The organism is Billgrantia lactosivorans (genome assembly GCF_003254665.1).
Taxonomy (GTDB): domain Bacteria; phylum Pseudomonadota; class Gammaproteobacteria; order Pseudomonadales; family Halomonadaceae; genus Halomonas; species Halomonas lactosivorans.
This window is the reverse complement of sequence record NZ_QHGY01000001.1, coordinates 455,107-478,227: the sequence shown is the minus strand read 5'-3', so window position 1 is coordinate 478,227 and position 23,121 is coordinate 455,107. Positions and strand designations below refer to the sequence as shown.

19 protein-coding genes are annotated in these 23,121 nt (G+C 68.6%); 4 read left to right on the top strand and 15 right to left on the bottom strand.

What is annotated here, in order from left to right; genetic code table 11:
* Positions 1-2: 2 nt before the first annotated feature.
* The 3 genes from rraA to acnB all read right to left on the bottom strand — a co-directional run bounded on the left by rraA (position 3) and on the right by acnB (position 4,179).
* Positions 3-491 carry a ribonuclease E activity regulator RraA gene (gene rraA, locus DIS04_RS02055; protein ID WP_111412054.1) on the bottom strand — a complete coding sequence of 163 codons (489 nt, stop codon included), beginning with the start codon at positions 489-491 and terminating at the stop codon, positions 3-5.
* Between the two features lie 139 nt (positions 492-630).
* The gene (locus DIS04_RS02050) at positions 631-1,239 is read right to left on the bottom strand and encodes a porin family protein (RefSeq protein ID WP_111412053.1); all 609 of its coding nucleotides are present in this window, start codon (positions 1,237-1,239) and stop codon (positions 631-633) included.
* 336 nt (positions 1,240-1,575) lie between these two features.
* Entirely contained in the window at positions 1,576-4,179 is a 2,604-nt protein-coding gene (gene acnB / locus DIS04_RS02045; RefSeq protein ID WP_111412052.1) for a bifunctional aconitate hydratase 2/2-methylisocitrate dehydratase, read from the bottom strand.
* Positions 4,180-4,433: 254 nt separating this feature from the next.
* On the opposite strand from acnB, the gene DIS04_RS02040 reads away from it, so the two are divergent.
* From DIS04_RS02040 to DIS04_RS02030, 3 genes are read left to right on the top strand one after another with little or no spacing between them, the layout of a single operon-like run.
* On the top strand, positions 4,434-4,886 hold the full coding sequence (locus tag DIS04_RS02040) for a DUF1289 domain-containing protein (RefSeq protein WP_111412051.1): 453 nt from the start codon (positions 4,434-4,436) through the stop codon (positions 4,884-4,886).
* Positions 4,887-4,916: 30 nt separating this feature from the next.
* Positions 4,917-5,552, top strand: a complete 636-nt coding sequence (locus DIS04_RS02035; RefSeq protein ID WP_111412050.1) for a MiaE family protein — start codon at positions 4,917-4,919, stop codon at positions 5,550-5,552.
* A 29-nt stretch (positions 5,553-5,581) separates the two neighbouring features.
* A complete protein-coding gene (locus DIS04_RS02030; RefSeq protein ID WP_111412049.1) occupies positions 5,582-9,520 on the top strand; it encodes an ATP-binding protein in 3,939 nt (1,312 codons plus the stop codon).
* 5 nt (positions 9,521-9,525) lie between these two features.
* Here the strand turns inward: DIS04_RS02030 and DIS04_RS02025 are convergent, their stop codons facing one another.
* From DIS04_RS02025 to queC, 4 genes are read right to left on the bottom strand one after another with little or no spacing between them, the layout of a single operon-like run.
* Positions 9,526-9,834 (bottom strand): YkgJ family cysteine cluster protein, encoded by a 309-nt coding sequence (locus tag DIS04_RS02025; RefSeq protein ID WP_111412048.1) that lies wholly within the window; start codon positions 9,832-9,834, stop codon positions 9,526-9,528.
* A complete protein-coding gene (locus tag DIS04_RS02020; RefSeq protein ID WP_111412047.1) occupies positions 9,831-10,676 on the bottom strand; it encodes a 6-carboxytetrahydropterin synthase in 846 nt (281 codons plus the stop codon). Before DIS04_RS02020 ends, DIS04_RS02025 begins: the two co-directional genes overlap by 4 nt.
* On the bottom strand, positions 10,676-11,320 hold the full coding sequence (queE, locus tag DIS04_RS02015; protein WP_111412046.1) for a 7-carboxy-7-deazaguanine synthase: 645 nt from the start codon (positions 11,318-11,320) through the stop codon (positions 10,676-10,678). Before queE ends, DIS04_RS02020 begins: the two co-directional genes overlap by 1 nt.
* A complete protein-coding gene (gene queC / locus DIS04_RS02010; RefSeq protein ID WP_111412045.1) occupies positions 11,320-12,033 on the bottom strand; it encodes a 7-cyano-7-deazaguanine synthase QueC in 714 nt (237 codons plus the stop codon). Before queC ends, queE begins: the two co-directional genes overlap by 1 nt.
* 334 nt (positions 12,034-12,367) lie before the next feature.
* Between queC and trhP the strand changes: the two genes are divergently transcribed.
* Positions 12,368-13,783, top strand: coding sequence for a prephenate-dependent tRNA uridine(34) hydroxylase TrhP (gene trhP, locus DIS04_RS02005; protein ID WP_111412044.1), 1,416 nt, complete (start codon positions 12,368-12,370; stop codon positions 13,781-13,783).
* 5 nt (positions 13,784-13,788) lie between these two features.
* Here the strand turns inward: trhP and DIS04_RS02000 are convergent, their stop codons facing one another.
* From DIS04_RS02000 to DIS04_RS01965, 8 genes are all read right to left on the bottom strand, one after another.
* Positions 13,789-15,279, bottom strand: a complete 1,491-nt coding sequence (locus DIS04_RS02000) for a sensor domain-containing diguanylate cyclase (protein WP_162623004.1) — start codon at positions 15,277-15,279, stop codon at positions 13,789-13,791.
* A 144-nt stretch (positions 15,280-15,423) separates the two neighbouring features.
* Positions 15,424-15,660 (bottom strand): DUF2789 domain-containing protein, encoded by a 237-nt coding sequence (locus DIS04_RS01995; protein WP_111412042.1) that lies wholly within the window; start codon positions 15,658-15,660, stop codon positions 15,424-15,426.
* A gap of 102 nt (positions 15,661-15,762) precedes the next feature.
* Entirely contained in the window at positions 15,763-16,815 is a 1,053-nt protein-coding gene (locus DIS04_RS01990; protein WP_111412041.1) for an asparaginase, read from the bottom strand.
* 83 nt (positions 16,816-16,898) lie between these two features.
* Complete coding sequence (locus DIS04_RS01985) at positions 16,899-18,107, bottom strand: efflux RND transporter periplasmic adaptor subunit (protein ID WP_111412040.1); 1,209 nt, start codon at positions 18,105-18,107, stop codon at positions 16,899-16,901.
* Between the two features lie 32 nt (positions 18,108-18,139).
* Entirely contained in the window at positions 18,140-20,503 is a 2,364-nt protein-coding gene (locus DIS04_RS01980; protein ID WP_111412039.1) for an ABC transporter permease, read from the bottom strand.
* A gap of 7 nt (positions 20,504-20,510) precedes the next feature.
* Positions 20,511-21,266 carry an ABC transporter ATP-binding protein gene (locus tag DIS04_RS01975; protein ID WP_111412038.1) on the bottom strand — a complete coding sequence of 252 codons (756 nt, stop codon included), beginning with the start codon at positions 21,264-21,266 and terminating at the stop codon, positions 20,511-20,513.
* A gap of 102 nt (positions 21,267-21,368) precedes the next feature.
* Positions 21,369-22,583: an MFS transporter gene (locus DIS04_RS01970; RefSeq protein ID WP_111412037.1), complete on the bottom strand. Its 1,215-nt coding sequence runs from the start codon at positions 22,581-22,583 to the stop codon at positions 21,369-21,371.
* Positions 22,573-23,121, bottom strand: a complete 549-nt coding sequence (locus tag DIS04_RS01965) for a hypothetical protein (RefSeq protein ID WP_111412036.1) — start codon at positions 23,119-23,121, stop codon at positions 22,573-22,575. The genes DIS04_RS01970 and DIS04_RS01965 overlap by 11 nt, the downstream gene beginning before the upstream one ends.

The window sequence follows — 23,121 nt, the reverse complement described above, 5'->3', positions numbered from 1 at the left end:
GCTCAGGTGTCGAGAGGCAGGCGCGCTTCGGCCACCACGATGCCGTTGTTGTCGGCATACAGCCACTGGCCCGGGTGCAGGGTGACGCCGGCGAAGGTCACCGGAATGTCGCGGCTGCCCTCGCCGCGCTTCTCGCTCCTGCGCGGGTGCGCGCCGAGCGCCTGGACGCCCAGGTCGGTCTCGGCCAGGACGTCGACATCGCGTACGCAGCCATACATGACGACGCCCGCCCAGCCGTTGTCCACGGCCTGCTCGGCGAGCATGTCGCCAAGCATGGCGCAACGGTGTGATCCACCCGCATCGACCACCAGCACGGCGCCATCGCCGGCTTCGCCGACGGCCTGCTTGACCAGCGAGTTGTCCTCGAAGCACTTGACCGTGCGCACCGGCCCGCAGAAGGCCTCGCGGCCGCCGAAGCTGACGAAGATCGGATCGAGTACCTGCACCTCCGGGTGGGCATCGCAGATGTCGGGCGTGATGATTGCGCTCATCGAGGTTTCCTTGCCTGGCGGGGAGTGATGCACCGGATGATGCCATGGTTCGCGGGAGGCGGCCCTCGTCGATTCGTCGCAGCCTGGAGCGGCACCGGGCGCCGGCCCGGTACCGCTGGTCGAGGCAGGGAGGGGCGGGCTAGAAGCGCAAACCAACCGAGGCGGTGAAGGTGTCGAGGGTGTAGTCGCTGTCGAAATCGTAGCGTTCGTATTCGGCGCGGATCAGCACCGGGTTGAAGTTGAACTGGGCGCCGAGACCGTAGACCGGGTCGAAGCCGTCGTTGTCCTCCAGGTCGACGCTGGCATCGCCGAGGTTGCCGTCGACATCGGTCTCCCAGCTGGCCGCCCCGACCTTGGCATAGGGGGTGAACCAGCTCGTGATCGGCAGCTGACCGACCAGGCTGGCGCCGTAGGCGCTGGACTCCAGGTCGGTGTTGGCGCCGTCGTTGCCCCTCAGGCGAACGCGGCCGAGATCGGTATAGAAGGCCTCGGCGGCCAGGTAGCGGTTGAACTGGTAGCCGGCGAAGCCCTTCCAGACGTTGTCGTCGTCGTCGAGGTCGAAATCGCTGGTGCCGCTCTCGACGAAGTTGTCCACGTCGTCGCGATCGTTCTCCAGCGAGCTGAAGCCGGTGCCGAGGCCCAGATAGGCGTACTGCTCGTGGGGCTGGCCGGCCTGGGCCTGGGCCCCGGTGGCGGCGAGCAACGACGTGGAAGCGAGTGCAATGGTGAGGAGCGTTCTGTTCGGCATGTTCTTTCTCCTTGGATCCCTTGGGCTTTGCCCGACGTCTCGAACAAGACCTGGCCTGCTATTCCCTCTTTTTTCTGTACGCCGAGACGCCAGCGCGTGGAGGCTGGTATCGGCGTCTACAGGCTTATTAAACGTAGTCTCGGGCCTGACCGCGCTCAAGGCGAGCAGGGTAAAGAAACGTAGCGAGGCGTCGCTTCTAGGCGACATGAAAGGCAACGAGTTCAAATACCTAAAAAAAGCGCCCCTGGTGGGGCGCTTCGTTCATCGGCTCAGGTACCGGGTACCGTCGATGTTGCGAGCATCGGAGTCGAGCCTGATGCTGTTCCGAACCGGGTATCAGGCTTCCTGGGCGACCGGAATCACGTTGGAAGCGGCGTTCTGATACTCCTCGATCTCATGGAAGTTCATGTAACGATAGATCTCGCCGGCCATGGCGTCGAATTCGCCCATGTAGCGCTGGTACTCCTCGACGCTGGGCAGGCGTCCTTCCACCGCGGCGACCGCCGCCAGTTCCGCCGAGGCCAGGTAGACATTGGCGCCGTCGCCCAGGCGATTGGGGAAGTTGCGGGTGGAGGTGGAAACCACCGTGCTCCTGGCCGCCACGCGGGCCTGGTTGCCCATGCACAGCGAACAGCCCGGCATCTCCATGCGTGCGCCGGCGCGGCCGTAGATGCCGTAGTAGCCCTCTTCGGTGAGCTGGTGCTGGTCCATCTTGGTCGGCGGGGCCAGCCACAGGCGGGTCTTCAGGCTGCCGGCGGGCTGCTTCTCGAGCAGCTTGCCGGCGGCACGGAAGTGGCCGATGTTGGTCATGCACGAGCCGATGAAGACCTCGTCGATCTTCTCGCCGGCGACCTCGGAGAGCAGGCGGGCGTCGTCCGGGTCGTTCGGCGCGCACAGCACCGGTTCCTTGAGTTCGGCCAGGTCGATCTCGATCACCGCGGTGTACTCGGCGTCCTTGTCGGCGCGCATCAGGCTCGGGTTGGCCAGCCACTCCTCCATCGCCAGGATGCGGCGCTCGATGGTGCGCCTGTCACCGTAGCCGTTGGCGATCATCCACTTGAGCAGGGTGATGTTGGACTTCAGGTACTCGGTGACGCTTTCCTCGCCCAGGGTGATGGTGCAGCCGGCGGCGGAGCGCTCGGCGGAGGCGTCGGAGAGTTCGAAGGCCTGCTCGACGGTGAGATCCTCGAGGCCCTCGATCTCCAGCACGCGGCCGGAGAAGATGTTCTTCTTGCCCGACTTCTCGACGGTCAGCAGCCCTTCCTGGATGGCGTAGTAGGGGATGGCGTGGACCAGGTCGCGCAGGGTGACGCCGGGCTGGCGCTTGCCCTTGAAGCGCACCAGCACCGATTCCGGCATGTCCAGCGGCATCACGCCGGTAGCGGCGGCGAAGGCGACCAGGCCCGAGCCGGCCGGGAACGAGATGCCCAGCGGGAAACGGGTGTGCGAGTCGCCGCCGGTGCCTACGGTGTCGGGCAGCAGCATGCGGTTGAGCCAGCTGTGGATGATGCCGTCGCCCGGGCGCAGCGAGACGCCGCCGCGGTTCATGATGAAGTCGGGCAGGGTGTGGTGGGTCTCGACGTCGACCGGCTTCGGATAGGCGGCGGTGTGGCAGAAGGACTGCATCACCAGGTCGGCCTGGAAGCCGAGGCAGGCGAGGTCCTTGAGCTCGTCGCGGGTCATCGGGCCGGTGGTGTCCTGGGAGCCCACGGTGGTCATCTTCGGCTCGCAGTACATGCCCGGGCGCACGCCCTCCATGCCACAGGCCTTGCCGACCATCTTCTGCGCCAGGGTGAAGCCCTTGCCGGTGTCCCTGGGCTGCTCGGGCAGGCGGAACACGTCGGACTGGGGCAGGCCCAGCGACTCGCGCGCCTTGCCGGTCAGGCCGCGGCCGATGATCAGCGGAATGCGGCCGCCGGCACGCACCTCGTCGAGGATCACCTGGGTCTTGAGCTCGAAGGTCGAGACCACTTCATCGGTGCCGTGCCTGCACACCTTGCCCTCGTAGGGGTAGACGTCGATGACGTCGCCCATGCCGAGCTTGGAGACGTCCATCTCGACCGGCAGGGCACCGGCGTCTTCCATGGTGTTGAAGAAGATGGGGGCGATCTTGCCGCCGAAGCAGAAGCCACCGGCGCGCTTGTTGGGCACGTTGGGAATGTCGTCGCCGAAGAACCACAGCACCGAGTTGGTGGCCGACTTGCGCGAGGAGCCGGTGCCGACCACGTCGCCGACGTAGGCGACCGGGAAGCCCTTGGCCTTCACTTCCTCGATCTGCTTGAGCGGGCCGATGGTGCCGGGTACTTCCGGCACGATGCCTTCGCGCTCGTTCTTGAGCATGGCGTTGGCGTGCAGCGGGATGTCGGGACGCGACCAGGCATCCGGGGCGGGGGAGAGATCGTCGGTATTGGTCTCGCCCGGCACCTTGAACACGGTGAGGGTGATCTTCTCGGCCAGCGCCGGCTTGGACAGGAACCACTCGGCATCGGCCCATGACTGCAGCACGTCCTTGGCTACGGCGTTGCCATTCTTGGCGCGCTCTTCCACGTCATGGAAGGCATCGAACATCAGCAGGGTGTGCTTGAGCTGCTCGCCGGCTTCCTTGGCCAGCTCGCCGTCGTCCAGCAATTCGACCAGGGTGGCGATGTTGTAGCCGCCCTGCATGGTCCCCAGCAGCTTGACGGCGTGCACCTTGTCGACCAGCGGCGACTGCGCCTCGCCCTTGACGATGGCGGTGAGGAAGCCGGCCTTGACGTAGGCGGCCTCGTCGACCCCCGGCGGAACGCGATGGGTCAGCAGGTCGAGGATGAACTCTTCTTCGCCAGCGGGCGGGTTCTTCAGCAGCTCGACCAGCGCGGCAACCTGCTCGGCATTCAGGGGCTTCGGCGGGACGCCCTCGGCGGCGCGTTCTTCGACATGGTGGCGATAGGCTTCAAGCACGTTGGGGCCCTCATCTGGTGTGTTGCCCAAGGCAGTCCGACACGGCGATGAAGATCGGCGAAATGACTGCCCTGGCGGGAGAAACAACCGTAGTCACTGGGTGGCGCGATTCTACGGGAAACTGTCGACAATGTTAAGTTGGCCCGGCCGGGCGGGGCCTAGACTTTGGTCGTCGCGATGTTTGCCGAACTACAGCGTGCCAGCCACGGCGGGGGTGCGTTACCATTGACCGAACGACCAGAGGGGAGAGTGGGATGTGCGCTCGTATCGCCTCGCCCTGCGTGGGGCTCTGTTCGACGACGCTGGGCGATCCGGTGTGCCGGGGCTGTCAGCGAACGGACGACGAGATCTGCGCGTGGATGGCCCTTTCCACCGAACAACGGAGTCATCGCATCGCGCAGCTGGATGCCCTGCGCGAGCGGGTCGCCGCGCGCTTTCTGCGTGTCACTGACGAAGCCCGCCTCGAAGCGCAGTTGCGTCATCACCGTATTCGCTTTCGCCCCGAGCAGCCGCCGTTGTCACGCGCGGTGGAGCTGCTGCGGGTCGGTCGCGACCGTATCCGCGAGCTGCCTCGCTACGGCCTGGCACCGCAGGAGGGTGTGGCGGGGCTCGGCGCTGCCGAGCTGCATGCGCGACTCAGCGAGCAGCTGCTGGCGGCGGCGAGTGAACGTCGACACACGGACCCTCTGCCGCTCCCCGGCCGTTGACTGCACGATACCGAATGCCGAGCCTGAACCATGCCTGAAACCATCGAAGCGACCCGCCACGACGTCGAGCTGCCCCCAGACCTGCTCGCCTTTCTCGCCTGCCCCACGCCCGACGCCTGGGTCGAATGGGCCCTGGACAACCCCGAACTGCTGTTGATCGATCACGCCCAGTGCGAGAAGAAGGCCGCCTCGACCGCCATGAGCCTGCTCTATCGCTACGTCGACCAGCCGCTGCTGTTGACCAAGATGTCGCAGCTGGCGCGCGAGGAGCTGCTGCACTTCGAACAGGTGGTCAAGCTGATGGAGGCGAGGGGCATCGAATACCGCCACCTAACCGCCTCGCGCTATGCCGAAGGGCTTCGCCGCCACCTTCGCCCTCAAGATCCCGAGCGACTTGTCGATATTCTCATCATAGGGGCCTTCATCGAGGCGAGAAGCTGCGAACGCTTCGCCAGGCTGATTCCGCACCTGGACGCCGAACTGGCCCGCTTCTATCGCTCGCTGGTGAAGTCGGAAGGCCGGCACTACGAAGACTACCTCATGCTGGCGCGGTATCTTTCGTCGGAAGCCATTGACAAGCGAGTGGATTTCTTTGCCGAATGCGAAGCACAACTAATAGTCACGCCGGACACGGCGTTTCGTTTCCATAGTGGCGTGCCAGCCTGACGCCGCCACTTGCCATGCAGGGTTCCGTCATGCAGGACGCTTCAGTAACCGAGCATAACAGTGACGAAGGGGATCACCTGGCGCTGTTCGGCCAGTTTTCGCTGGCTCTGGGCGATGATGTACTGACCCAGTTCAGCTATGACAAGGTCAAGGCGCTGCTGGTCTACCTGCTGTTGCATCATCAGCCGGTCAACCGAGCGAGTCTCGCCGAGCTGCTCTGGCCCGACCAGGGGCTCTCCTCGGGGCGCACCAACCTGCGCCATGCGCTTCACTGCCTGCGCCAGTCGCTGGGCGAGGAGGCCGAGCGCGTGCTGGTCGTGTCACGCCAGACCATCGCCTTCCGCCGCCCCGAGCGCTGGCGCTTCGACCTGCACGAGCTCCAGCAACTGCTGGAGGGCACACAGGACGTCACGACGCTCGAACAGCTGCTGCGACGCTATCGAGGCGACCTGGTGGAGGAGCTGCAGCTGCCCGCCTGCACCGAATTCCAGCGCTGGCTGGTACAGCTGCGCAATGAATGGCGCCAGCGGGTGATCCGCTTCGCCGAGGGCGTCCTGGAACGCAACGAGGACGTGCCCGACACGCTGCTGCAGACCCTGGTCAGCCGCTTCTCGGGCTACGGGCCGTTCCACGAGCGGCTGGTGCGCCAGCTCGCCGAGCAGGGCCAGCTGGCCGCCGCCCACGAGCAGTACAACGCCTACCTGCAGCTGCTGGCGCTCTCGGGCCAGCAGCCCGAGCCGAACTTCCTGCAACTGGCACGCTACTGGTCGGACGGTGCGCCCGATCTGCAGAGCCTGTCGCCCCAGGGGGCTTTCTCGCGCACGCTGGCGGCGGGCAGCTCGCCGCTGCGCGAGGACGAGATCGAGCAGCGCCAGCTTTCGGTGATGGCGATCCGTCTGCGCGTCAAGGGGGAGTTCTCGGCCCGCGACGAGATCCGCGCCTGCCTGGCCCTGCAGATCGAGCTGATGCGCTGGCTGGAGCAGCAGTGCCATCACCTGGGCGGTTTCTGGCTACCCGGGGCCACCGGTGGCCTGGGCCTGGCCTGCTTCGGCACCCACGGCCCGGCCCATCAGCTGGCCGAGCTGGTGGCGCTGTACGAACACTGCCGGCGCGTGCTCCCCGACGAGGTGGCGCGGCACTGGAGCGGCGAGGAGGAAGCGCCGAGCATCGAGCTGGCAGCGGGCCTCAACAGCGGCCGGGTGGTCTATCTGCCCGAGCGCCAGTTGGTCGACCCGCTGGGCCAGGTGACCCAGGGCGCGCTTGACCTGATGAGTGCCGCCGAAGGCAGCGAGCTGGTCATCTCGCAGGAGGCCAGCCAGCACATGCCGCCGGCGCTGGACCTGCAGCCGCGGCTCTCCTCGCGGCTGGTGGCGAGCGACGGCCGGGTGCGGCTGCGCGCCCTGGTGCTGGGCCACAACGAGGGCGGTCGAGACGCCATGCCGCCGAGCCTGGTCGGCCGCGAGGCGTCGCTGCGTGTACTCCGCGACGCGCTGGCGCGAGCCGGCATCGGCCTGCGCCAGAGCGTGCTGGTCAGGGGCGCCTCGGGCATGGGCAAGTCGGCGCTGATGGTCGGCTTCCGCCAGCTCGAGCTGAGCCGAGACGCCGCCATCTGCTGGCAGCCCACCACGCGGTTGTCGGTACTGGAGCCCTACGGGGTCGCCCGCACGCTGCTGCGCTGGCGGCTCGACGGCAAGCTAGACAAGCCGGGCCTCGAGGAGCTGCTCAAGCGCTGTGAGCTCGCGCTGAGCCCGGAGCAGCTGGGGCTGCTGGAGGAGGCGCTGGGCGTCAGGGAATCGCCCGAGGTGGCGCAGCTGGCCAAGAGCGGCGAGGCGGTCGACCTGGTCGTGGCGCTGCTGTGTCGTGCCATCGAGCGCCAGGCCGTCGAGCGTACCCAGGTGCTGATGATCGACGACCTGCAGTGGCTCGACGAGCCGTCTTTCCGGGTGCTGGCGGGACTTCAGGCGCGCCTGCCGATCAACTGCGCCTTCCTGCTGGTGGCCAGCCACCATGGCCGCGAGACCCTGCCCACGCGCCTGCACTGGGACCAGCAGGTCACCCTGAGCCATCTCGATGCGATGCAGTCGTCACGGCTGCTGTCGCAGCTTGCCAGGCGCTACCGGCTGCACCTCAGCCCGCGCCTGCGGGGCCAGATCATCGAGCGCTGCGATGGCGTACCGCTCTACATGCAGGAGATCTGCCGGCGTCTGGAGATGGATCGGCGCGAAGGGCGCAGCGTTCACCTTGATGAGTTGCCCCGTGGCCTGCTCGGCCTGCTCGCCGGACGCATCGACCAGCTCGACGGCGATCGCGAGGTCGCGCACGTGGCGGCCGTGCTGGGGCGTCGCTTCCGCCTCGACTTCCTCGCCGAGTGCAGCGGCTGGGAGATGGCCCAGCTCAACCGTGCCCTGGAGCAGATGCGCCGTCTCGAGATCATCGAGACCGCCGGAGGCGAGGGGGGCTGTCGCGAGTACCAGTTCAGCCATCAGCTGCTGCAGGAGGCTGCCTATCTTTCCTGTCCCCGCGACGTGCGCGTGCGCATCCATCGTCAGGTCGTCAGCCTGATCGAGGAGCGCTTCCCGATGTGGATCGGCCGGCATCCGGGCGATTTCGCCACCCACCTGCGGCGCAGCGGCCACTACGCTCGCGGGGCGCGCTACTTCGAACTGGCGGCGCGCGAGGCGCTGAAGGTCAGCGCCAACCGTACCGCACTGAAGATGGCCGACTTCGGCCTGGCCAGCCTGCGCCACGTGGAAGGCCAGGAGGAGCGCGAGATCAGCCTGCTGACCGTGCGCGGCCAGGCCGCCTTCGCGCTCGAGGGCCACGGTTCGCCGACCGCCCACGAGAGCTTCGTGCGCGCCCGCGAGCTACTGGTGGAGCATGGTGGCTGCCATGCCGAGGACGCCGAGGACCTCGAACAGGCCTTCCTGGTCAAGTGGGGGCTGTGGGTAGGCTGCAGCCAGCGCCACGCCCATGCCGACGCCTTCTCGCTCGCCGCCAGCCTGGCTTCCATCGCCGGGCGCCTCGAGGACCCGCGCTATCAGCGCCTCGCCGACTATGCCAGGGCCAACTGCGAGTACTGGGCGGGGCGTATCCGGCAGGCATTCGAGCACCTCGACGAGATCGCGCCGCTGGAGCAGCCGATGCTCATCGAGTGGCTGCCGTTCTCCGAGCACCCCCAGGTGGCCGCGGCCTGCTTCCAGGGCTGGGCGATCTGCCTGCGCGGCGACTATCGCCGTGCCGAGCAGCAGGTCGAGGCGGCGATTCGCCTCGCCGAGCGTATCGGTCATCCCAGTTCGCTGGCCATGGCGCTGCTGTTCGCCGCGGCGCTCTACCGTCAGCTCGGCCACGTGCACCTGGCGGCGCGCCGAGCCGAACAGGCGGTGGCCATGACCGAGACGCCCGACCTGCACCTGTGGCAGGTGTCGGCACAGGCCATCCTGGGTTGGCGCCAGGCGCTGTCAGGCGATCGGGACGGCCTGACGAAGATGGAACTGGCCCAGGAGGAGCTGGGCGAGATCACCGGCCGTGACCGCTACCATCGCCCCACCCTGTGGTACAGCGACGCCTGCCTGGCACTGGACGAACTGCCGCGTGCCGAGGATTACCTGGACCAGTGCCTGATGATCGCCCGCGAGCGCAGCACCCTGTTCGTCTCCGAGCTGGCGGTGCAGCTGGCACGCGTGCGCCATCGCCTCGGGCGCCCGGCAGGCGAGGTTCGGCTGCTGGTCGAGCAGTCGCTGGAGTGCGCCCGCCTGCACGAGAACCGTCATCAGGAACTGGGCGCCCTCGAGGCCTGGCTGACGCTGGTCGACCCCCAGGACGAGAGCGTGCGCGACCAGTTCCGTATTCTGCTCGACAGCGTGAGCCACAGCGACGCCCCGGTGCTGATCCGCTGGCGCATGCTGCTCGATCGCCAGCTGACGGTGGTGAGCACGGCGACAGGCCGCATCGCCGTCGGCAACGGCTGAGCCGCTCAGGCGCAGGTGCCGCGCTCGAGGAGCGCGATGCGCTCCAGCGCCTGGCGGCGGTCCTCGCCGCACAGTTCGCGGTCGAAGGCGAAGCGCTCGCAAACCGCGGGACGGCGGGGGTCGCCGAACAGGCGGCAGAGGTTGTTCCCATCGAGCTGTACGCAGCGGACGCCGGCCGGCTTGCCGCGAGGCATGCCGGGGATCGGCGAGCTGATCGAAGGGGCGATGCAACAGGCGCCGCAGCCGGGGCGGCAGCCTTCCCGCTCGAGCAACGGAGGGCCTGCCTTGCCATCCCGTGCCCCCTTGGGATTCATGGCCGCGCCTCCGCAATCGCCCCCTTGTCGATGCCCTCGAAGGCTTGCACCCGGGTAGGCTTGCCCGTTTCCTCGGCGATGCGCTGTGCCAGCCAGCGGGCGATGTGCTCGACCGTGGTCGGTGAATCGAGCGCGACGCAGCGCTCCAGCGGCAGCCGTAGCTGGAAACGCCCCTGTTCGGCGCGGTAGCGGCTGGTCAGGCTGGGAACGAACTCGGGTTCGGCCTGCTCGACGATGTCGGCCCGGTCGACCAGGTAGCGATCATTCAGGTAGTCGGCCCACTGGGCCTCCAGCGCCGGGCAGCGCTCGCCGCGCTGCCAGATATGCAGGCGCGAGCGATGGCCATGGGCGATGCGCTGGCAGTTGCCGCTGTGGTGCCTGAGGCCGTGGCTGTAGGTGTAGGCGGCACCGTCGATGGCTTCCCGGCGCAGGCGCAGACGAATGTCGCTGACGCGGGGCGGCGGGCGCTTCATCAGCTCGCGGGCCAGGGATTCGGCCAGCCGCTCGGGGGTGATCTCGGCCCAGGGCAGCAGGGTGAAGGCCTGGCGCGGGGCGCGCACCTCGAGAGTGTAGGGCAGCGACGTGCGGACGCAGATCCCCTCGCTGCATTCCGCGACAGAGACGCCGGCAGCCCGCGTCGGGACCAGCAGCGTGTGGTCGGCGCCGGCATCCAGCCGCGACTTGATCCACGGCTTGACCTCGCCGAAGTCGAACAGCATGCCATCCTCACCGAGCTCCCCATCGAGTTCGGCGTCGACCAACCAACTGACGCCGACCAGGCCGCGCTGCGGGCACCAGAGGGAGGCGTCGAGCTGGGTCAGCCGGTTGACGAAAAGGGTCATCAGTCGATTCCCGTGATCTTGTGGGTTTGCAGCGACAGGCGCCAGCGCGGGTGGGCCAGGCAGTAAGCCACGGTCGCTTCCAGGTGTTGGGCGTCATCGGCCAGCGCCGTGGTGTCCATGGGCTGCAGGAAGAAGTAGCGGAAGTCGAGCCCGGTGAAACGCTCCGGCGGCGCCTCCGCCTGCGGATAGACCAGCTTGAGCTCGTCACCGCGGGTCAGCGCCAGCGACGCGGCGGCCTTGGGGCTGACGCACAGCCAGTCGATGCCGGCGGGAGCGGGCAGGGTGCCGTTGGTCTCCACCGCCACCTCGAAGCCCCGTGCGTGCATGGCGTCGATCAGCGCCTCGTCGAGCTGCAGCAGCGGCTCGCCGCCGGTGAACACGACGTAGGGCGCCGCACCGTCACTCTCCCCGGGCCACAGCCCCTCCAGGTGAGCGGCCAGGTCGGCGGCGGCACCGAAGCGTCCGCCGTGCTGCCCGTCGGTGCCGACGAAATCGGTATCGCAGAATCGACAGGCGGCGCTGTCTCGATCCCGTTCGCGGCCCGACCAGAGGTTGCAGCCGCTGAAGCGACAGAAGACGCTGGCGCGTCCGGCCCGCGCGCCTTCGCCCTGCAGCGAGTAGAAGGCTTCCTTGACGTGATACATCACGCCCCTCCACGAGTCGACAGGTCGGGACGCGGGGCATCGTCGGCATAGGCCAGCGGGTCGCACACGCCGTTGGCGGCGAAGGCGGCGAGGCGTTCGCGGCAACTGCCGCAGCGGCCGCAGGCCAGCCGCTCGCCGCGGTAGCAGGTCCAGGTGTCGGCGTAGTCGAGGCCCATGGCGAGGCCGTCGGCGAGGATCTCGGCCTTGCTCGAGCGTAGGTAGGGCGCATGGAGCTCGACCGGCGCGAAGTTGGCGATACCGGCCACCCTGTTCATGGCCTCGACGAACTCGGGGCGACAGTCGGGGTAGAGCACGTGGTCGCCACCGTGGGCGCCGTAGTCGACCCTGCCTGCGCCGATGTTCACCGCCTTGGCGATGGCCAGCGAGAGCAGGATCATGTTGCGGTTGGGCACGACTGTGGCGGCCAGGTTCTCCTCGCCGTAGTTGCCTTCGGGCATGTCGCGGCCGGCGTCGGTCAGCGCCGAGTTGTCGATCAGGCCATGAATGGCGCGGATGTCGGCCACCTGGTGGGTTACGCCGTGCGTGCGGCAGACCCTGGCGGCCACTTCGAGCTCGCGGGCATGGCGCTGGCCGTAGTCGAAGGAGAGGGCGACGACCTCGATCCCCTCGCGCAGGGCGCGGTGAAGGACGGTGTAGGAATCCATGCCGCCGGAGTAGATCACCACGGTGGCAGTGGGAGAAACATTGGACATGTTGGCACTCTGGGTCGGAGAATTTGTCTTTCCCGCCTGGGGCGGGCGCCGGGATCCGGTCCGGCGCGCGCCATTCTACTTGACCGGAAAGACAAGTGCACGTGGCCTGGTGGTGCTGGCGAGGTGCCCGTGCTGTTATAATACGGCCCCATATCAGCGCCCAGGCGCTGTCTGAAACGTCGGCGAGCGACGGCCGGGCAAGGCAAACATCGACGAAAGGACGGAGTTTACGGGACGTAAACGAGTGCCTTGAGTCGATTTTCAACGCCTCATGGCCGAGCACAGCCAGTTTTCAGGCAGTGACTCGCCATCGTCCTGAAAACGGTGACTCCAAATGAAAGCTCCCGAACTGCTCTCCCCGGCGGGGACGTTCAAGAACATGCGCTATGCGTTCGCCTACGGCGCCGACGCGGTCTATGCCGGCCAGCCGCGCTATTCGCTGCGCGTGCGCAACAACGACTTCAAGCTCGATAACCTGCATCGCGGGATCGCCTACGCCCACGAGCGGGGCAGGCAGTTCTACGTGGCCTCCAACATCGCGCCGCACAACAGCAAGCTCAAGACCTACCTGCGCGACATGGAGCCGGTCATCGAGGCCGGCCCCGATGCGCTGATCATGTCGGACCCTGGGCTGATCATGATGATCCGCGAGCGCTGGCCCGAGCAGGTGATCCACCTCTCGGTGCAGTCCAACGTGGTCAACTGGGCGGCGGCGAAGTTCTGGTACAGGCAGGGCATCAGCCGCATCATCCTGTCGCGGGAGTTGTCGCTGGAGGAGATCGCCGAGATCCGCGCCGAGTGCCCCGAGCTGGAGATCGAGACCTTTGTCCACGGCGCGCTGTGCATCGCCTATTCGGGGCGCTGCCTGCTTTCCGGTTACTTCAACCACCGCGATCCCAACCAGGGCACCTGCACCAACGCCTGCCGCTGGCAATACAACACCGTGGCCGCGGCCCGGGACGAGACCGGCGACCTGGTGCCGGCCAACTCGGCGGCGGCCCACGCGGCGAGCGGCGTGTGGACGCCCGGCCAGGGCGGGCTGATCGCGTCGGGTGGCGGCAGTACCACCCACAGCACGGCCACCGCCGGCGGCGTCGAGGGGCAGGACGAGCTCTCTGCGCTGATCGAGGACGCCACCCGGCCGGGCGAGCTGATGCCGATCTTCGAGGACGAGCACGGCACCTACATCATGAACTCCAAGGACCTGCGCGCCGTGCAGCACGTGCCCAGGCTCACCGAAATGGGCGTCACCTCGCTCAAGATCGAGGGGCGCACCAAGTCGCACTACTACGTCGCGCGCACCGCCCAGGTCTATCGCCGTGCCATCGACGACGCCGTGGCCGGACGCCCCTTCGACATGCGCCTGATGGACGAGCTCGACAACCTGGCCAACCGCGGCTACACCGAGGGCTTCTATCGCCGTCACGTGCACGACGAATACCAGAACTACGAGCGCGGCAACTCGGTCGGCGTGCACCAGCAGTTCGTCGGCGAGGTGATCGGCTACGACCCGGATAGCGGCGTGCTGGAAGTGGACGTCAAGAATCGCTTCGAGACCGGCAACGGCATGGAACTGATGCTGCCCGGCGGCAACCGGCGCTTCACCCTCGAGCACATCGAGAACAAGCGCGGCGAGTCGGTATCGGCAGCGCCCGGGTCGGGGCATGTGGTACGGATCCCGGTGCCGGGCGAGAGCATCGCGCCGGAGCGCATCGAGTTTGCGCTGCTGATGCGCGACCTCCACGGCTAGCTCGGCTAGGCGGTGGGGTCCGGCTCCTGGTAGTGCGCCACGCCGTCACGCCCAGCGTGCTTGACGCGGTACATGGCCTGGTCGGCGGCGTCGACCAGGCCGGTGGCATCCGCGAAGTCGCCGTCCTCCAGGTCGGCGATGCCGATGGAGGCGGTCACGTGGAGCGGCTGGCCGTCTGCCTGGGCCAGGGGCTGGGTGGCCAGGTACTCGCGGATGCGATCGGCCAGGATGCCGGCATGCTGACGGCGCGTGTTGGGCATGATCACCAGGAATTCCTCGCCGCCGTAGCGCCCGGCGATATCGCTCTCGCGGACCATGTTGTTGAGGGCGGCGGCGAAGTGGATCAGTACCTCGTCACCGAATCGATGCCCGAAGCGGTCGTTGATCCGCTTGAAATGGTCGAGGTCGATGAACATGACCGACAGCGGCTGCCGGGCGCGCCTGGCACATTCGAAGTGCTGGTCGAGCCGCTTCTCCAGCCAGGGTCGATTGGCCAGCTGGGTGAGGTGGTCGGTGCGGTGCTGCTCGTCCAGCACCACGTGGCTGGCGTGCAGCGCTTCCAGCTCCCGCTGCTGCTCGGCCAGCCGGATTGTCATCTTCAGGTTCTGCTCGAACAGCAGCTCCTTGGCCTCGGCCAGCAGGAGCGTGCTGTTGATCGCCGGCGGGCAGGTGATCTCGAACAGGCGCGCCAGCGAGGGCAGGCGGTGCTGCAGCTCCTGCATCACCGTCATCAGCATGACGATGTCCAGCGAGGCGATCGAGCCGAGCTGGCGCAGCAGGGCGCTGAAGGCGGAGGCCGAGTCGGCGGCGAGCCAGCAGTCGGCGATGCGGCAGGCGAGGCGCAGGCAGAGCTTGCGCGCATCGCCGTCGGCCAGCGGGCCATGGCTGTCGATGATGCCGGCCGCGATGGGGCCCGGCACACCCCAGCTGGCCGCCAGCCAGGCGCCCACCAGGGCGTGGTCGCAGCCGTAGCGCTCGTGCTCGGCCTCGCTCAGCTGCTGGTGGTGGCGAAGGTCGGGGAGATGCGTGGCGTAGGCTTCGCCATCCAGCGCCTCGAAGGCCAGAATGCCGATGTCCTGCAGCAGCGCCGTGGTGAACAGCAGCGGGGCCTCGTGCGGGCAGAGATGCTGGGCCAGCTCCTGGGTGGCGGTGGCGGCGATGATGGCGCGCTGGCACAGGTACTCGTGGTCGAGCACGGCGCTGGCATCGGGACGGGGAAGGCCGAAGCTCAAGGCGATCGCCAGGGTTGCGTCCAGGCCGATGCGCGAGACGCCGTCCAGGCAGGTGGAGACCGGGTTCCCGCCCCGAGAATAGGCGGCGCTGTTGGCCATGGAGAGGAGTCGCAGGGTGAGGGCGGGGTCCTGGCCGATGGTGCGGGCGTAGTCGGCCAGGCACGGGTCGGGGGAGCGCGCGATGGCGATCACGCGCGCCGCGGCGGCCGGCAGGCTGGGCAGCGCGCGGCACTCCGCCAGGCGCATGCGCAGGTTGTCGGGCAAGGGTGGGAGTTCGGTGAGACCGGCGACGCCAGAAGATTCCGCTATCGATATCCTATCGATCGGCATATTTTTTCCCGCCCTTGCTGATTCTTGTTGTCCCCGGCCAAGCCTAGCAGAACGGAATTCAACCAAGCGTTTGAGGCGCTACCGTTTCCTCAACGATGCGTCGAGATGGTCGACGACCTCGGCCCAGTCGGCGTCCTCCTCCAGCGCCTCCTCGAGAAATTTCGCCTGTGCAGGGCTCCAGAAGGGCGCCTCGTGGAGCGCCATGGTGGCGGGCAGCGGGGCGTGCTGCTCGAGGAAGGCCTTGATCGAGGCTTCATCGGCGGGCAGGCCGAGCTGCTCGAAGAGTTCGGTGAAGGGGTGCACGGGGTGCTCCATGTCGCAACTCCTTACGCCTGGGTTGAGCGTCGTTACCGTCAACTTAACCCGGCTGACGCGGGAAGTCAGCCGCCGGCTGGGCATGCGGGCCGTGGATCGCGGTCAGCGCTCGCCCACCAGCGGGGTGAGGAAGCGTCGGCGGCGCTCCTGTTCGTCGAGGGGCTGCGCCAGGAGATGGACCAGCTTGGCCATGGCCGCCTCGGTGGTCATGGTGTCTCCCGACAGGACCCCGGCCTGCAGCAGCCCCTGGCCGGCCGCGTAGTGGCCGGGGGCGATGCCGCCGACGGGGCACTGGCTGATGGCGGCGATCAGCTTGCCCTCGCCGCTCGCCTTGGCCAGCACGCCGATCAGGTCGGGGTCCGGCGGGACGTTGCCTCCGCCCCATACCTCCAGCAGCGCGCCGCGCACCCTTGGGTCGTCGAGCCAGGCTGCCAGTTGCCAGGCCTGGATCCCGGGCCAGAGCGCTACCCGGACCACGCCACCGTCGGCCAGCACCGAATAGTCCGCGAGTTCGAAGCGCGGGGCCCCGCGCTGCCGGGCCTCGAGGCCGCGCCCGGGGAAGAGGATCGCGTCGTCGTCGATGCGCTCCCCCAGTACGGGGTAGTTGAGGCTGGCAAAGGCGTCGCTGGCCTCGCTGTGGGTCTTGCGCGTGCGCACGCCGCGCAGCAGGCGGCCGGCGAAGGCCACCGCAACTTCCTGCAGCGCCGGCATGGCGGCGTAGCGCAGGGCCAGTTCGAGATTGTCGAGCGCGTCGCTGCCTTCCGCTTCGAGGGGCTGCATGGCGCCGGTGACGACCACGGGGCGATCCAGCCCCTGGAGCTGGTAGGCCAGGCTAGAGGCGGTCCACGAGAGCGTGTCGGTGCCATGCAGCACGACCACGCCGGCATGATCGCTCAGGTGTCCGGCGATGGTTGCGCCCAGCCGCTGCCAGTCACGCGGGCTGGCCGCGCTCGAGTCGATGGGGGCGCTTGTCGAAAGCACGCTGAATCGAGGGAGGCGCGCCTGGCGGCTCGGCGGCAGGCTGGCCAGCGCCTGCCGCAGCCGCGGCTCGATATTGCCCCCCGGGGCCAGCCCTTCGGCGCTGGGCACCATGCCCAGGGTGCCGCCGGTGTAGAGCACCAGCACGGGGCGGTCGGCTGAGGGAGACTGGTTCATGGAGGTTCCTGTCTGCGAGGCTTGTGGGGTGACGCCGAGTGGCGCGCAGCGATCGCCAATGATACCGGGAGTCGCCGGGGATCTCACTCGTCCACCCGGACCCGGACACCTTCGGCGACCCGTTCGCCGGGGTGGGTGATCAGCATCTCGCCCTCGGCGAGGCCCGCGAGCACCTGGGAGACGAGGCCGTGGCGGCGTCCCAGTTCCACCTGGCGACGCCTGGCCCGCTGCTCCTCGATCACGTAGACCGTCCACTCCCCCTGGTGGCGAAACAGCGCGCTGGTGGGGATCTGCAGGATGTCGTCGGCGGACCAGATCAGGAATTCGGCGTCCACGCGAAAGCCGCTGCCAAGGCCAAGCGCGGCCAGGTCGAGCTCGCGGGCAAAGTCCACGATCACCGGTACCCGCTGTTCATCCACCCCCAGCGCCGAGGTGCGCGTGAAGCCCGAAGGGGCAATGCGCCTGACTTCGCCACTCAGCGGCTCGCCACCCCAGCCGGTGAGGTTCACGGCCATTCCCGGGCGCAACCTCACGGCATCCATGGAGAGCAGGTCGACTTGGATCTCGAGGTCATCGAGGCTGCCTAGCTCGAGAATCGGGTCGCCGGCGGCGACGCTGCCCTCGCAGCAGCGGTAGCGGCTCAGCACCAGTCCGGTGACCGGGGCGCGGACCCGCAGCTGGGGCTGGTCCGGCTCGCTGCGCTGCCCGCTCGCCACGGCGAGCAGTGCCCGGGCGCTCTCCACCTCGAAGCGCGCGACCTCGACGCCGGAGGCGGCGGAGCTGGCCACGGCGCGCTGGCGGTCGCGCTGGTTCTGGCGCTGCTCCAGTTCGGCGGTGGAGATGAGGTTGCGCTGGTGCAGCTGGCGGTAGCGCTCGTATTCCGCCTCGGCAAAGCGCTGGTCGGCGCGCGCCGTGTCGAGGTTCGCCTGGGCGGCCTGCAGCCGGGCCTGGGCCGCCTGCAGCTTGTCTTCGGCCTGCTGGCGGGTGCGTACGTCCAGCGCCGGCGCCGGGCTCGGCTCGAGCTGGAACAGCGTCTGGCCCTGTTCGACGCTGTCACCCTCCTCGAGGACCACTCGCTGCAGGTAGCCGTCGATGGGGGCCGAGACATTCCAGGTGTCGCGCAGCCGTGTCCGCCCCTCCTCGACGACCGAGTCGACGAACGGGCCCACCGTTACCCGGGCCGCGCTGACCGGCACCGGCGAGGGGCGTAGCGCCCAACCCAGCAGCCCGAGCAGCCCGAGCCCCAGGGTCGCCCAGGCCAGGTGACGGGGCCATGTGGGGCGTGTCTTCATGGTTCCTTCTCCGCTGTGCTTGTCATGGTGCTTCACTCGACTGCCTTGAGGACCCGCAGCTTGTCGAGGCGGCCGAGACGCCGGAAGATCAGGGCGCCAACCAGCAGTGAGGCGACGATCACGCCGGCGGCGGCGAAGCCGAAGATCTGCGGGGTGAAGACCAGCGGCATGCGGTAGAGATCATTGCTGAATGCCCCCTGGAGGAGCCGGATGAAGACGATGCCGATGGCCCACCCCAGCGGGATCGCCGCCAGGGTCAGCAGGGCCGTCTCGCCAAGCAGGATTCGCGCCACCTCTGCACGCGTGTAGCCCAGCACCTGCAGGGTCGCCAGCTCCCGGGCGCGCTCGGTAAAGGCGATGCGGGCGTTGTTGTAGGCCACGCCGAACGCGATGGAGGAGGCGATGCCGACGAAGATCGCCGCGACCATCAGCAGGGTCTCGTCCATGTAGTCGCGAATGCCCCGTTCGGCCTGGGAGAGCAGGCCGATGGCGGCCACGGCGGGCATCTCCCACAGCGCGGCATGCAGTTCGTCCGTGCGCGACGCGTCGGTCAGCAGCCAGGCGCCGCTGATGGAGGGACCCTCGCGCAACAGGGCGTTGAGGGTGTCGCGGCGCAGATAGGCGCCCACCCCCAGGGGCTCGTCCACCAGGGCCGCCAGCGGCAGTGTGCGGCGCTCGCGTCGACCCTCCAGGATGGCGACTTCGAGTTCGTCGCCGACCCTGGCGTCGAGCAGCTTGGCCAGGTGGCGCGTCAGCATGACCCCCGATTCGGGCAGTTGCTGCGGGCGTCCGTTGGAGTCGAGGACCCGGCGCAGCCCCGGGGTCGGCTCCATGCCCAGCAGGCTGGTGCGGTACCGACGGTGCTCGTGGATCAGGGTCACGGGTACCCGGCGCCAGGTCTCCACGGCGAGCACGCCGGGCTGGTGGCGCAGCTCCCCCGCGGCGCCGGCCGGGGCGGGCTCGTTGAAGGTGAGCTCGACGTCCATCTGCAGCACCTCCCGGTACTGCTGGTCGATCATCTGGTCGACCGCGGCGAGCTGGTAGGCGCCGATCATCAACAGCCCCGCCGACAGCGCGATGCCCAGCACGGAGAAGCCGGCCTTGAGCGGCTGTCGGGCCAGGTTGCGCAGCACGATGCGCCCTTCGTTGCCGAGCAGGAGCGCCGGAACCAGGCGCTCCAGCCAATGGTGGCGGAAGCGGTGAGGCGCGGGGGGGCGCATGGCTTCGGCGGGCGGTCGGCCGACTGCCCGCCACACCGCGTGCCAGGTGCCGGAGAGGGCGGCGCCCAGGGTCGCCAGCAGCGACAGCGCGAGTGCCCAGGGCGGCACGCCGAAGCGCATCTCCGGGAAGCGGAAGTAATCCCGGTAGACCCCCGCCACGCCGCTCGCCGCCCAGGCCCCCAGCGCCACGCCCAGCGCCCAGCCGAGAAGCACGATCGAGGCCGCCAGCAGGCCGAAGTGGCGAGCGAGTTCGCTATTGCGGTAGCCGAAGGCCTTGAGCACCGCCAGCTGCTCGCGCTGGGTCTGGATGAGGCGTCCCATGACGACGTTGAGCAGGAAGGCCGACACCGACAGGAAGATCGCCGGCAGCACGACCGCCGTGATGCGCTGCTGGTTCAACTCCTCCTCGATGAAGCGATGCGACTGCTGGTCGTGGCGTGGCTGGGCGCCGAGTGCACCATAGTGCGCCAAGGCCAGGTCGAGCGCCGCGATGACGTCCGCTTCGCGGGCTCCCGCCTGCAGTGTCAGCGTCAGGCTGTTGAAGGCCCCTTCCATGCCGTATGCCCTCGAGAGCGCTCGCTCGTTCATCCACAGCACGGCGTAGCGGCGGTAGTCCGGCATCAGGTCGCTGGGGGCGGCTTGAAAGAGGAACTCCGGGCTCAGCGCCACGCCGGCAAGCGTCAGGCGAGTGCGACGGACGTTGATGATCGCTTCCAGCGGGTCGCCGGGCGCCAGGCCATGGGCCTCGGCGAAGGCATCCGACACCACCACCTGGTCGTCGCGCCCGGCCTCCGGCAGGCTGCCCGCCAGCAGATGGAGCTGATTGAGCAGCGGCTGGCGCCCGTCGGGCAGCGACAGCAACTGGCCGCGCACGGGGTCGCCGTAGCCGGGAACCGCCAGGCGCACGGTGGCGCGGACCCTGGGCTCGATCAGGTTGACGCCCTCGAGCCGCTGGAGCTGCGCCAGCTTCCCCAGCGGCGCGCGCTTGACCTCGACGAACAGCTCGGCGAAGTGATGGCTGGCGTAGAAGCGATCACGGGCGCCGGACAGGGCTTCCAGGGTGGTCACGGAGAGAATCAGGGTCATGACGCCGCTGGCGATGACCATGGCGATCGCCAGTGCCTGCCCCTTGAGCCGCCACAGGTCGCGATAGAGCTTGCGGTCGAGTGTTCGCATCGCAGCGTTACCAGCGCAGCGCCTGCGGGCTGCGGCGGGCGGCGTTGACCAGCAGCTGGTCGACCCTGCCGTCCCGCAGGCGGATGACGCGGTCCGCCATGTCGCCGATCACCTCGTTGTGGGTGATGATCGCCACGCTGGTGCCGGTATCGCGATTGATCCTCTCGAGCACCTCCAGCACGCGGATGCCGGTCTGGAAGTCGAGGGCCCCGGTGGGCTCGTCGCACAGCAGCACGTCGGGCTGCTTGGCCACGGCGCGGGCGATGGCCACCCGCTGCTGCTCGCCGCCCGACAGCTGCGAGGGGAAGTGGTCGAGACGATGCTCCAGGCCGACCAGGGCCAGGGCCTCCTCGGGGGGCAGCGGGTTGCGGCTGATCTCGGTGACGATGGCGACGTTCTCACGTGCGGTGAGGCTCGAGATCAGGTTGTAGAACTGGAACACGAAGCCCACGTGGTGGCGGCGAAAGCGCGTCAGCTCGCGCTGGCTGGCTGCCGCCAGGTCGAGCTCGCGGGGTTCGGTCGCGGGCAGCGAAGCGGCGGGGCGTCGTGAAGCGGGGAAGTAGACGAGGGAGCCCTGGCTCGGGCTGTCGAGGCCGCCGAGGATGTTGAGCAGCGTCGACTTGCCCGAGCCCGAGGCGCCGAGCATCACCACCAGTTCGCCCTGGTACAGCTCCAGGTCGACGCCACGCAGCGCCTGGATGGTCACTTCTCCCATCAGGTAGAAGCGCTTCAGGCCCCGGGACCGAAACACGATGTCTGGCATGCGCGAGCGTCGCCTGGTGGGGGGGAGGAGTGGTATAGGCAAGGCTAGCACGCCGGTGACATCCGGCAGTAATGACCGGGGTCAAGGGTCGGGGGGAAACGCCTAGCGGACGAAGAGGCGACCATCCTCGCCGACGTCCAGGCGACGGTTGCGTCCGGCGAGGAGGGCAAAGGCGATCGCGAGCGCCACGATCAGCAGCAGCACGAAGGTGATGGCGGGCGTGCCGACGTCGAACTGCAGCAGCATGCCCACCGCCAGCGGGCCCATGGCCGCCAGGGTGTAGCCGCCACCCTGGGCCAGGCCGGAGAGCTTGCCGGCCAGGCGTGAATTGGCCGTACGCAGCACGATCAGGGTGAGGGCGAGGCTGAAGCTGCCGCCCTGGCCCAGTCCGAGCAGCACCACCCCGGGCCAGCGCCAGTTCGCAGCGGCCTGCAGCAGCAGCCAGAGGCCCGCCCCCACGCAGCCAAGCACCAGCAGCAGGGCGGGACGCTGGTCGCGGCCGAAGCGCGCCAGCCAGGGGGCACCCAGCGCCGAGATCAGCTGCACCATCACCGAGGCCGCCATCAGCCAGCCGGCCTCGGCTTCACTGTAGCCGCGTGTCTGCAGCAGGGTCGGCAGCCAGCCGAAGACGATGTAGGCGAGCGAGGACTGGGTACCCATCAGCAGCATCACCTGCCAGGCCAGCGGCTGGCCGAGCAGTTCGCGCATGCTGCCGCCGGCGGGCGCCGTGGCGAGGGCGCGCGGCGTGCGCGGCATGAGGGTCAGCCAGGCCAGCAGGGCCAGGGCGGCGAGCAGCCCCCAGCTGACCAGGCTGAAGCGCCAGTTCCCCAGCAGGTCGGCCAGGGGGATGCTCAGGCCGGCGCCGAGGGCGCCCCCTAGGCACAGGGCCATGGTATAGACCCCGGTCATCAGGTCCGCCCCGCCGGGCAGTTCCCGCTTGACCAGTGCCGGCAACAGGGTGCCGGCGATGCCGATGGCAGCCCCCACCAGCAGGGTGCCGCCGAACAGCGACGCCAGCGCGGGGAGGCCGCGCAGCAGCAGGCCGACGATCAGCACGCCCAGCGCCAGGGCGAGGGTCCTTTCGGGGCCCATGCGCTTGGCGAGCCAGGGAGCCAGCGGGGCGAAGACACCCAGGCAGAGGACCGGCAGGGTGGTCAGGGCACCGATGGCCAGCGGCGTCAGCCCGGTATCGGCCTGGATGCGCAGCAGCAGGGGGGCCAGCGAAGAGAGCGCGGGCCTCAGGTTGAGGCCCACCAGCACCATCAGCAACAGGAACAGGACAACGCGTCGGGAATCGGCTCGAGCGTCAGTCGTCATGGCCTCGCCACTTGTCGGTTCTCCTGCTGGTGTCGTGCCGCGTGGGTGTTTCGGGGTCATCGCGGCGGGCGAGCAGGGGATGCTCGTTCACGCCGCGGGGATCGAAGTTGACACGCGCGGGGTCCGTGGCGCCCTGTACCTGGCGACGGATGTCCGATACGTCCTCGACGCTGATCAACTGCTCCTGGTTACCGAGCAGCTGGCGCTGCGCAACCAGGCGCCCTTCGTAGGTCCAGCAGCGCTGCGGCACCTGGGCAACGTACCAGCTGCGTCCGTTCCAGTGGGCATGCCCCTGCGCGTCCAGCTGCAGGGCCTCGAGAGGCACCAGGGCGGCGAACAGGCGAGCATTGAGGACCAGGCCGCCGGTATTCATGCTGACGGCGCCTTCGTAGTCGCCGGCATGCAGGCGCTCGATGACGCTGCTTCGTCTGGTGTGAGGCTCGATGCTGCCCTGGCCGCAGAGATGCAGCAGGGTGTCATCGATCTGCTTGATGACCCAGACCGGAATCGGTTGCTTTCCGGTCAGCCATTTGAGCAT

What these genes read in the sequence shown, in the direction of transcription:
- DIS04_RS02030 (WP_111412049.1), top strand. Translation starts at nt 5,582, where the DNA reads ATGCAGGACGCTTCAGTAACCGAGCATAACAGTGACGAAGGGGATCAC.
- DIS04_RS01970 (WP_111412037.1), bottom strand. Translation starts at nt 22,583, where the DNA reads ATGACGACTGACGCTCGAGCCGATTCCCGACGCGTTGTCCTGTTCCTG.
- DIS04_RS01965 (WP_111412036.1), bottom strand. Translation starts at nt 23,121, where the DNA reads ATGCTCAAATGGCTGACCGGAAAGCAACCGATTCCGGTCTGGGTCATC.
- queC (WP_111412045.1), bottom strand. Translation starts at nt 12,033, where the DNA reads ATGTCCAATGTTTCTCCCACTGCCACCGTGGTGATCTACTCCGGCGGC.
- DIS04_RS02040 (WP_111412051.1), top strand. Translation starts at nt 4,434, where the DNA reads ATGTGCGCTCGTATCGCCTCGCCCTGCGTGGGGCTCTGTTCGACGACG.
- DIS04_RS01975 (WP_111412038.1), bottom strand. Translation starts at nt 21,266, where the DNA reads ATGCCAGACATCGTGTTTCGGTCCCGGGGCCTGAAGCGCTTCTACCTG.
- queE (WP_111412046.1), bottom strand. Translation starts at nt 11,320, where the DNA reads ATGTATCACGTCAAGGAAGCCTTCTACTCGCTGCAGGGCGAAGGCGCG.
- rraA (WP_111412054.1), bottom strand. Translation starts at nt 491, where the DNA reads ATGAGCGCAATCATCACGCCCGACATCTGCGATGCCCACCCGGAGGTG.
- DIS04_RS01995 (WP_111412042.1), bottom strand. Translation starts at nt 15,660, where the DNA reads ATGGAGCACCCCGTGCACCCCTTCACCGAACTCTTCGAGCAGCTCGGC.
- DIS04_RS02050 (WP_111412053.1), bottom strand. Translation starts at nt 1,239, where the DNA reads ATGCCGAACAGAACGCTCCTCACCATTGCACTCGCTTCCACGTCGTTG.
- trhP (WP_111412044.1), top strand. Translation starts at nt 12,368, where the DNA reads ATGAAAGCTCCCGAACTGCTCTCCCCGGCGGGGACGTTCAAGAACATG.
- DIS04_RS02035 (WP_111412050.1), top strand. Translation starts at nt 4,917, where the DNA reads ATGCCTGAAACCATCGAAGCGACCCGCCACGACGTCGAGCTGCCCCCA.
- DIS04_RS02020 (WP_111412047.1), bottom strand. Translation starts at nt 10,676, where the DNA reads ATGACCCTTTTCGTCAACCGGCTGACCCAGCTCGACGCCTCCCTCTGG.
- DIS04_RS02025 (WP_111412048.1), bottom strand. Translation starts at nt 9,834, where the DNA reads ATGAATCCCAAGGGGGCACGGGATGGCAAGGCAGGCCCTCCGTTGCTC.
- DIS04_RS01990 (WP_111412041.1), bottom strand. Translation starts at nt 16,815, where the DNA reads ATGAACCAGTCTCCCTCAGCCGACCGCCCCGTGCTGGTGCTCTACACC.
- DIS04_RS01980 (WP_111412039.1), bottom strand. Translation starts at nt 20,503, where the DNA reads ATGCGAACACTCGACCGCAAGCTCTATCGCGACCTGTGGCGGCTCAAG.
- DIS04_RS01985 (WP_111412040.1), bottom strand. Translation starts at nt 18,107, where the DNA reads ATGAAGACACGCCCCACATGGCCCCGTCACCTGGCCTGGGCGACCCTG.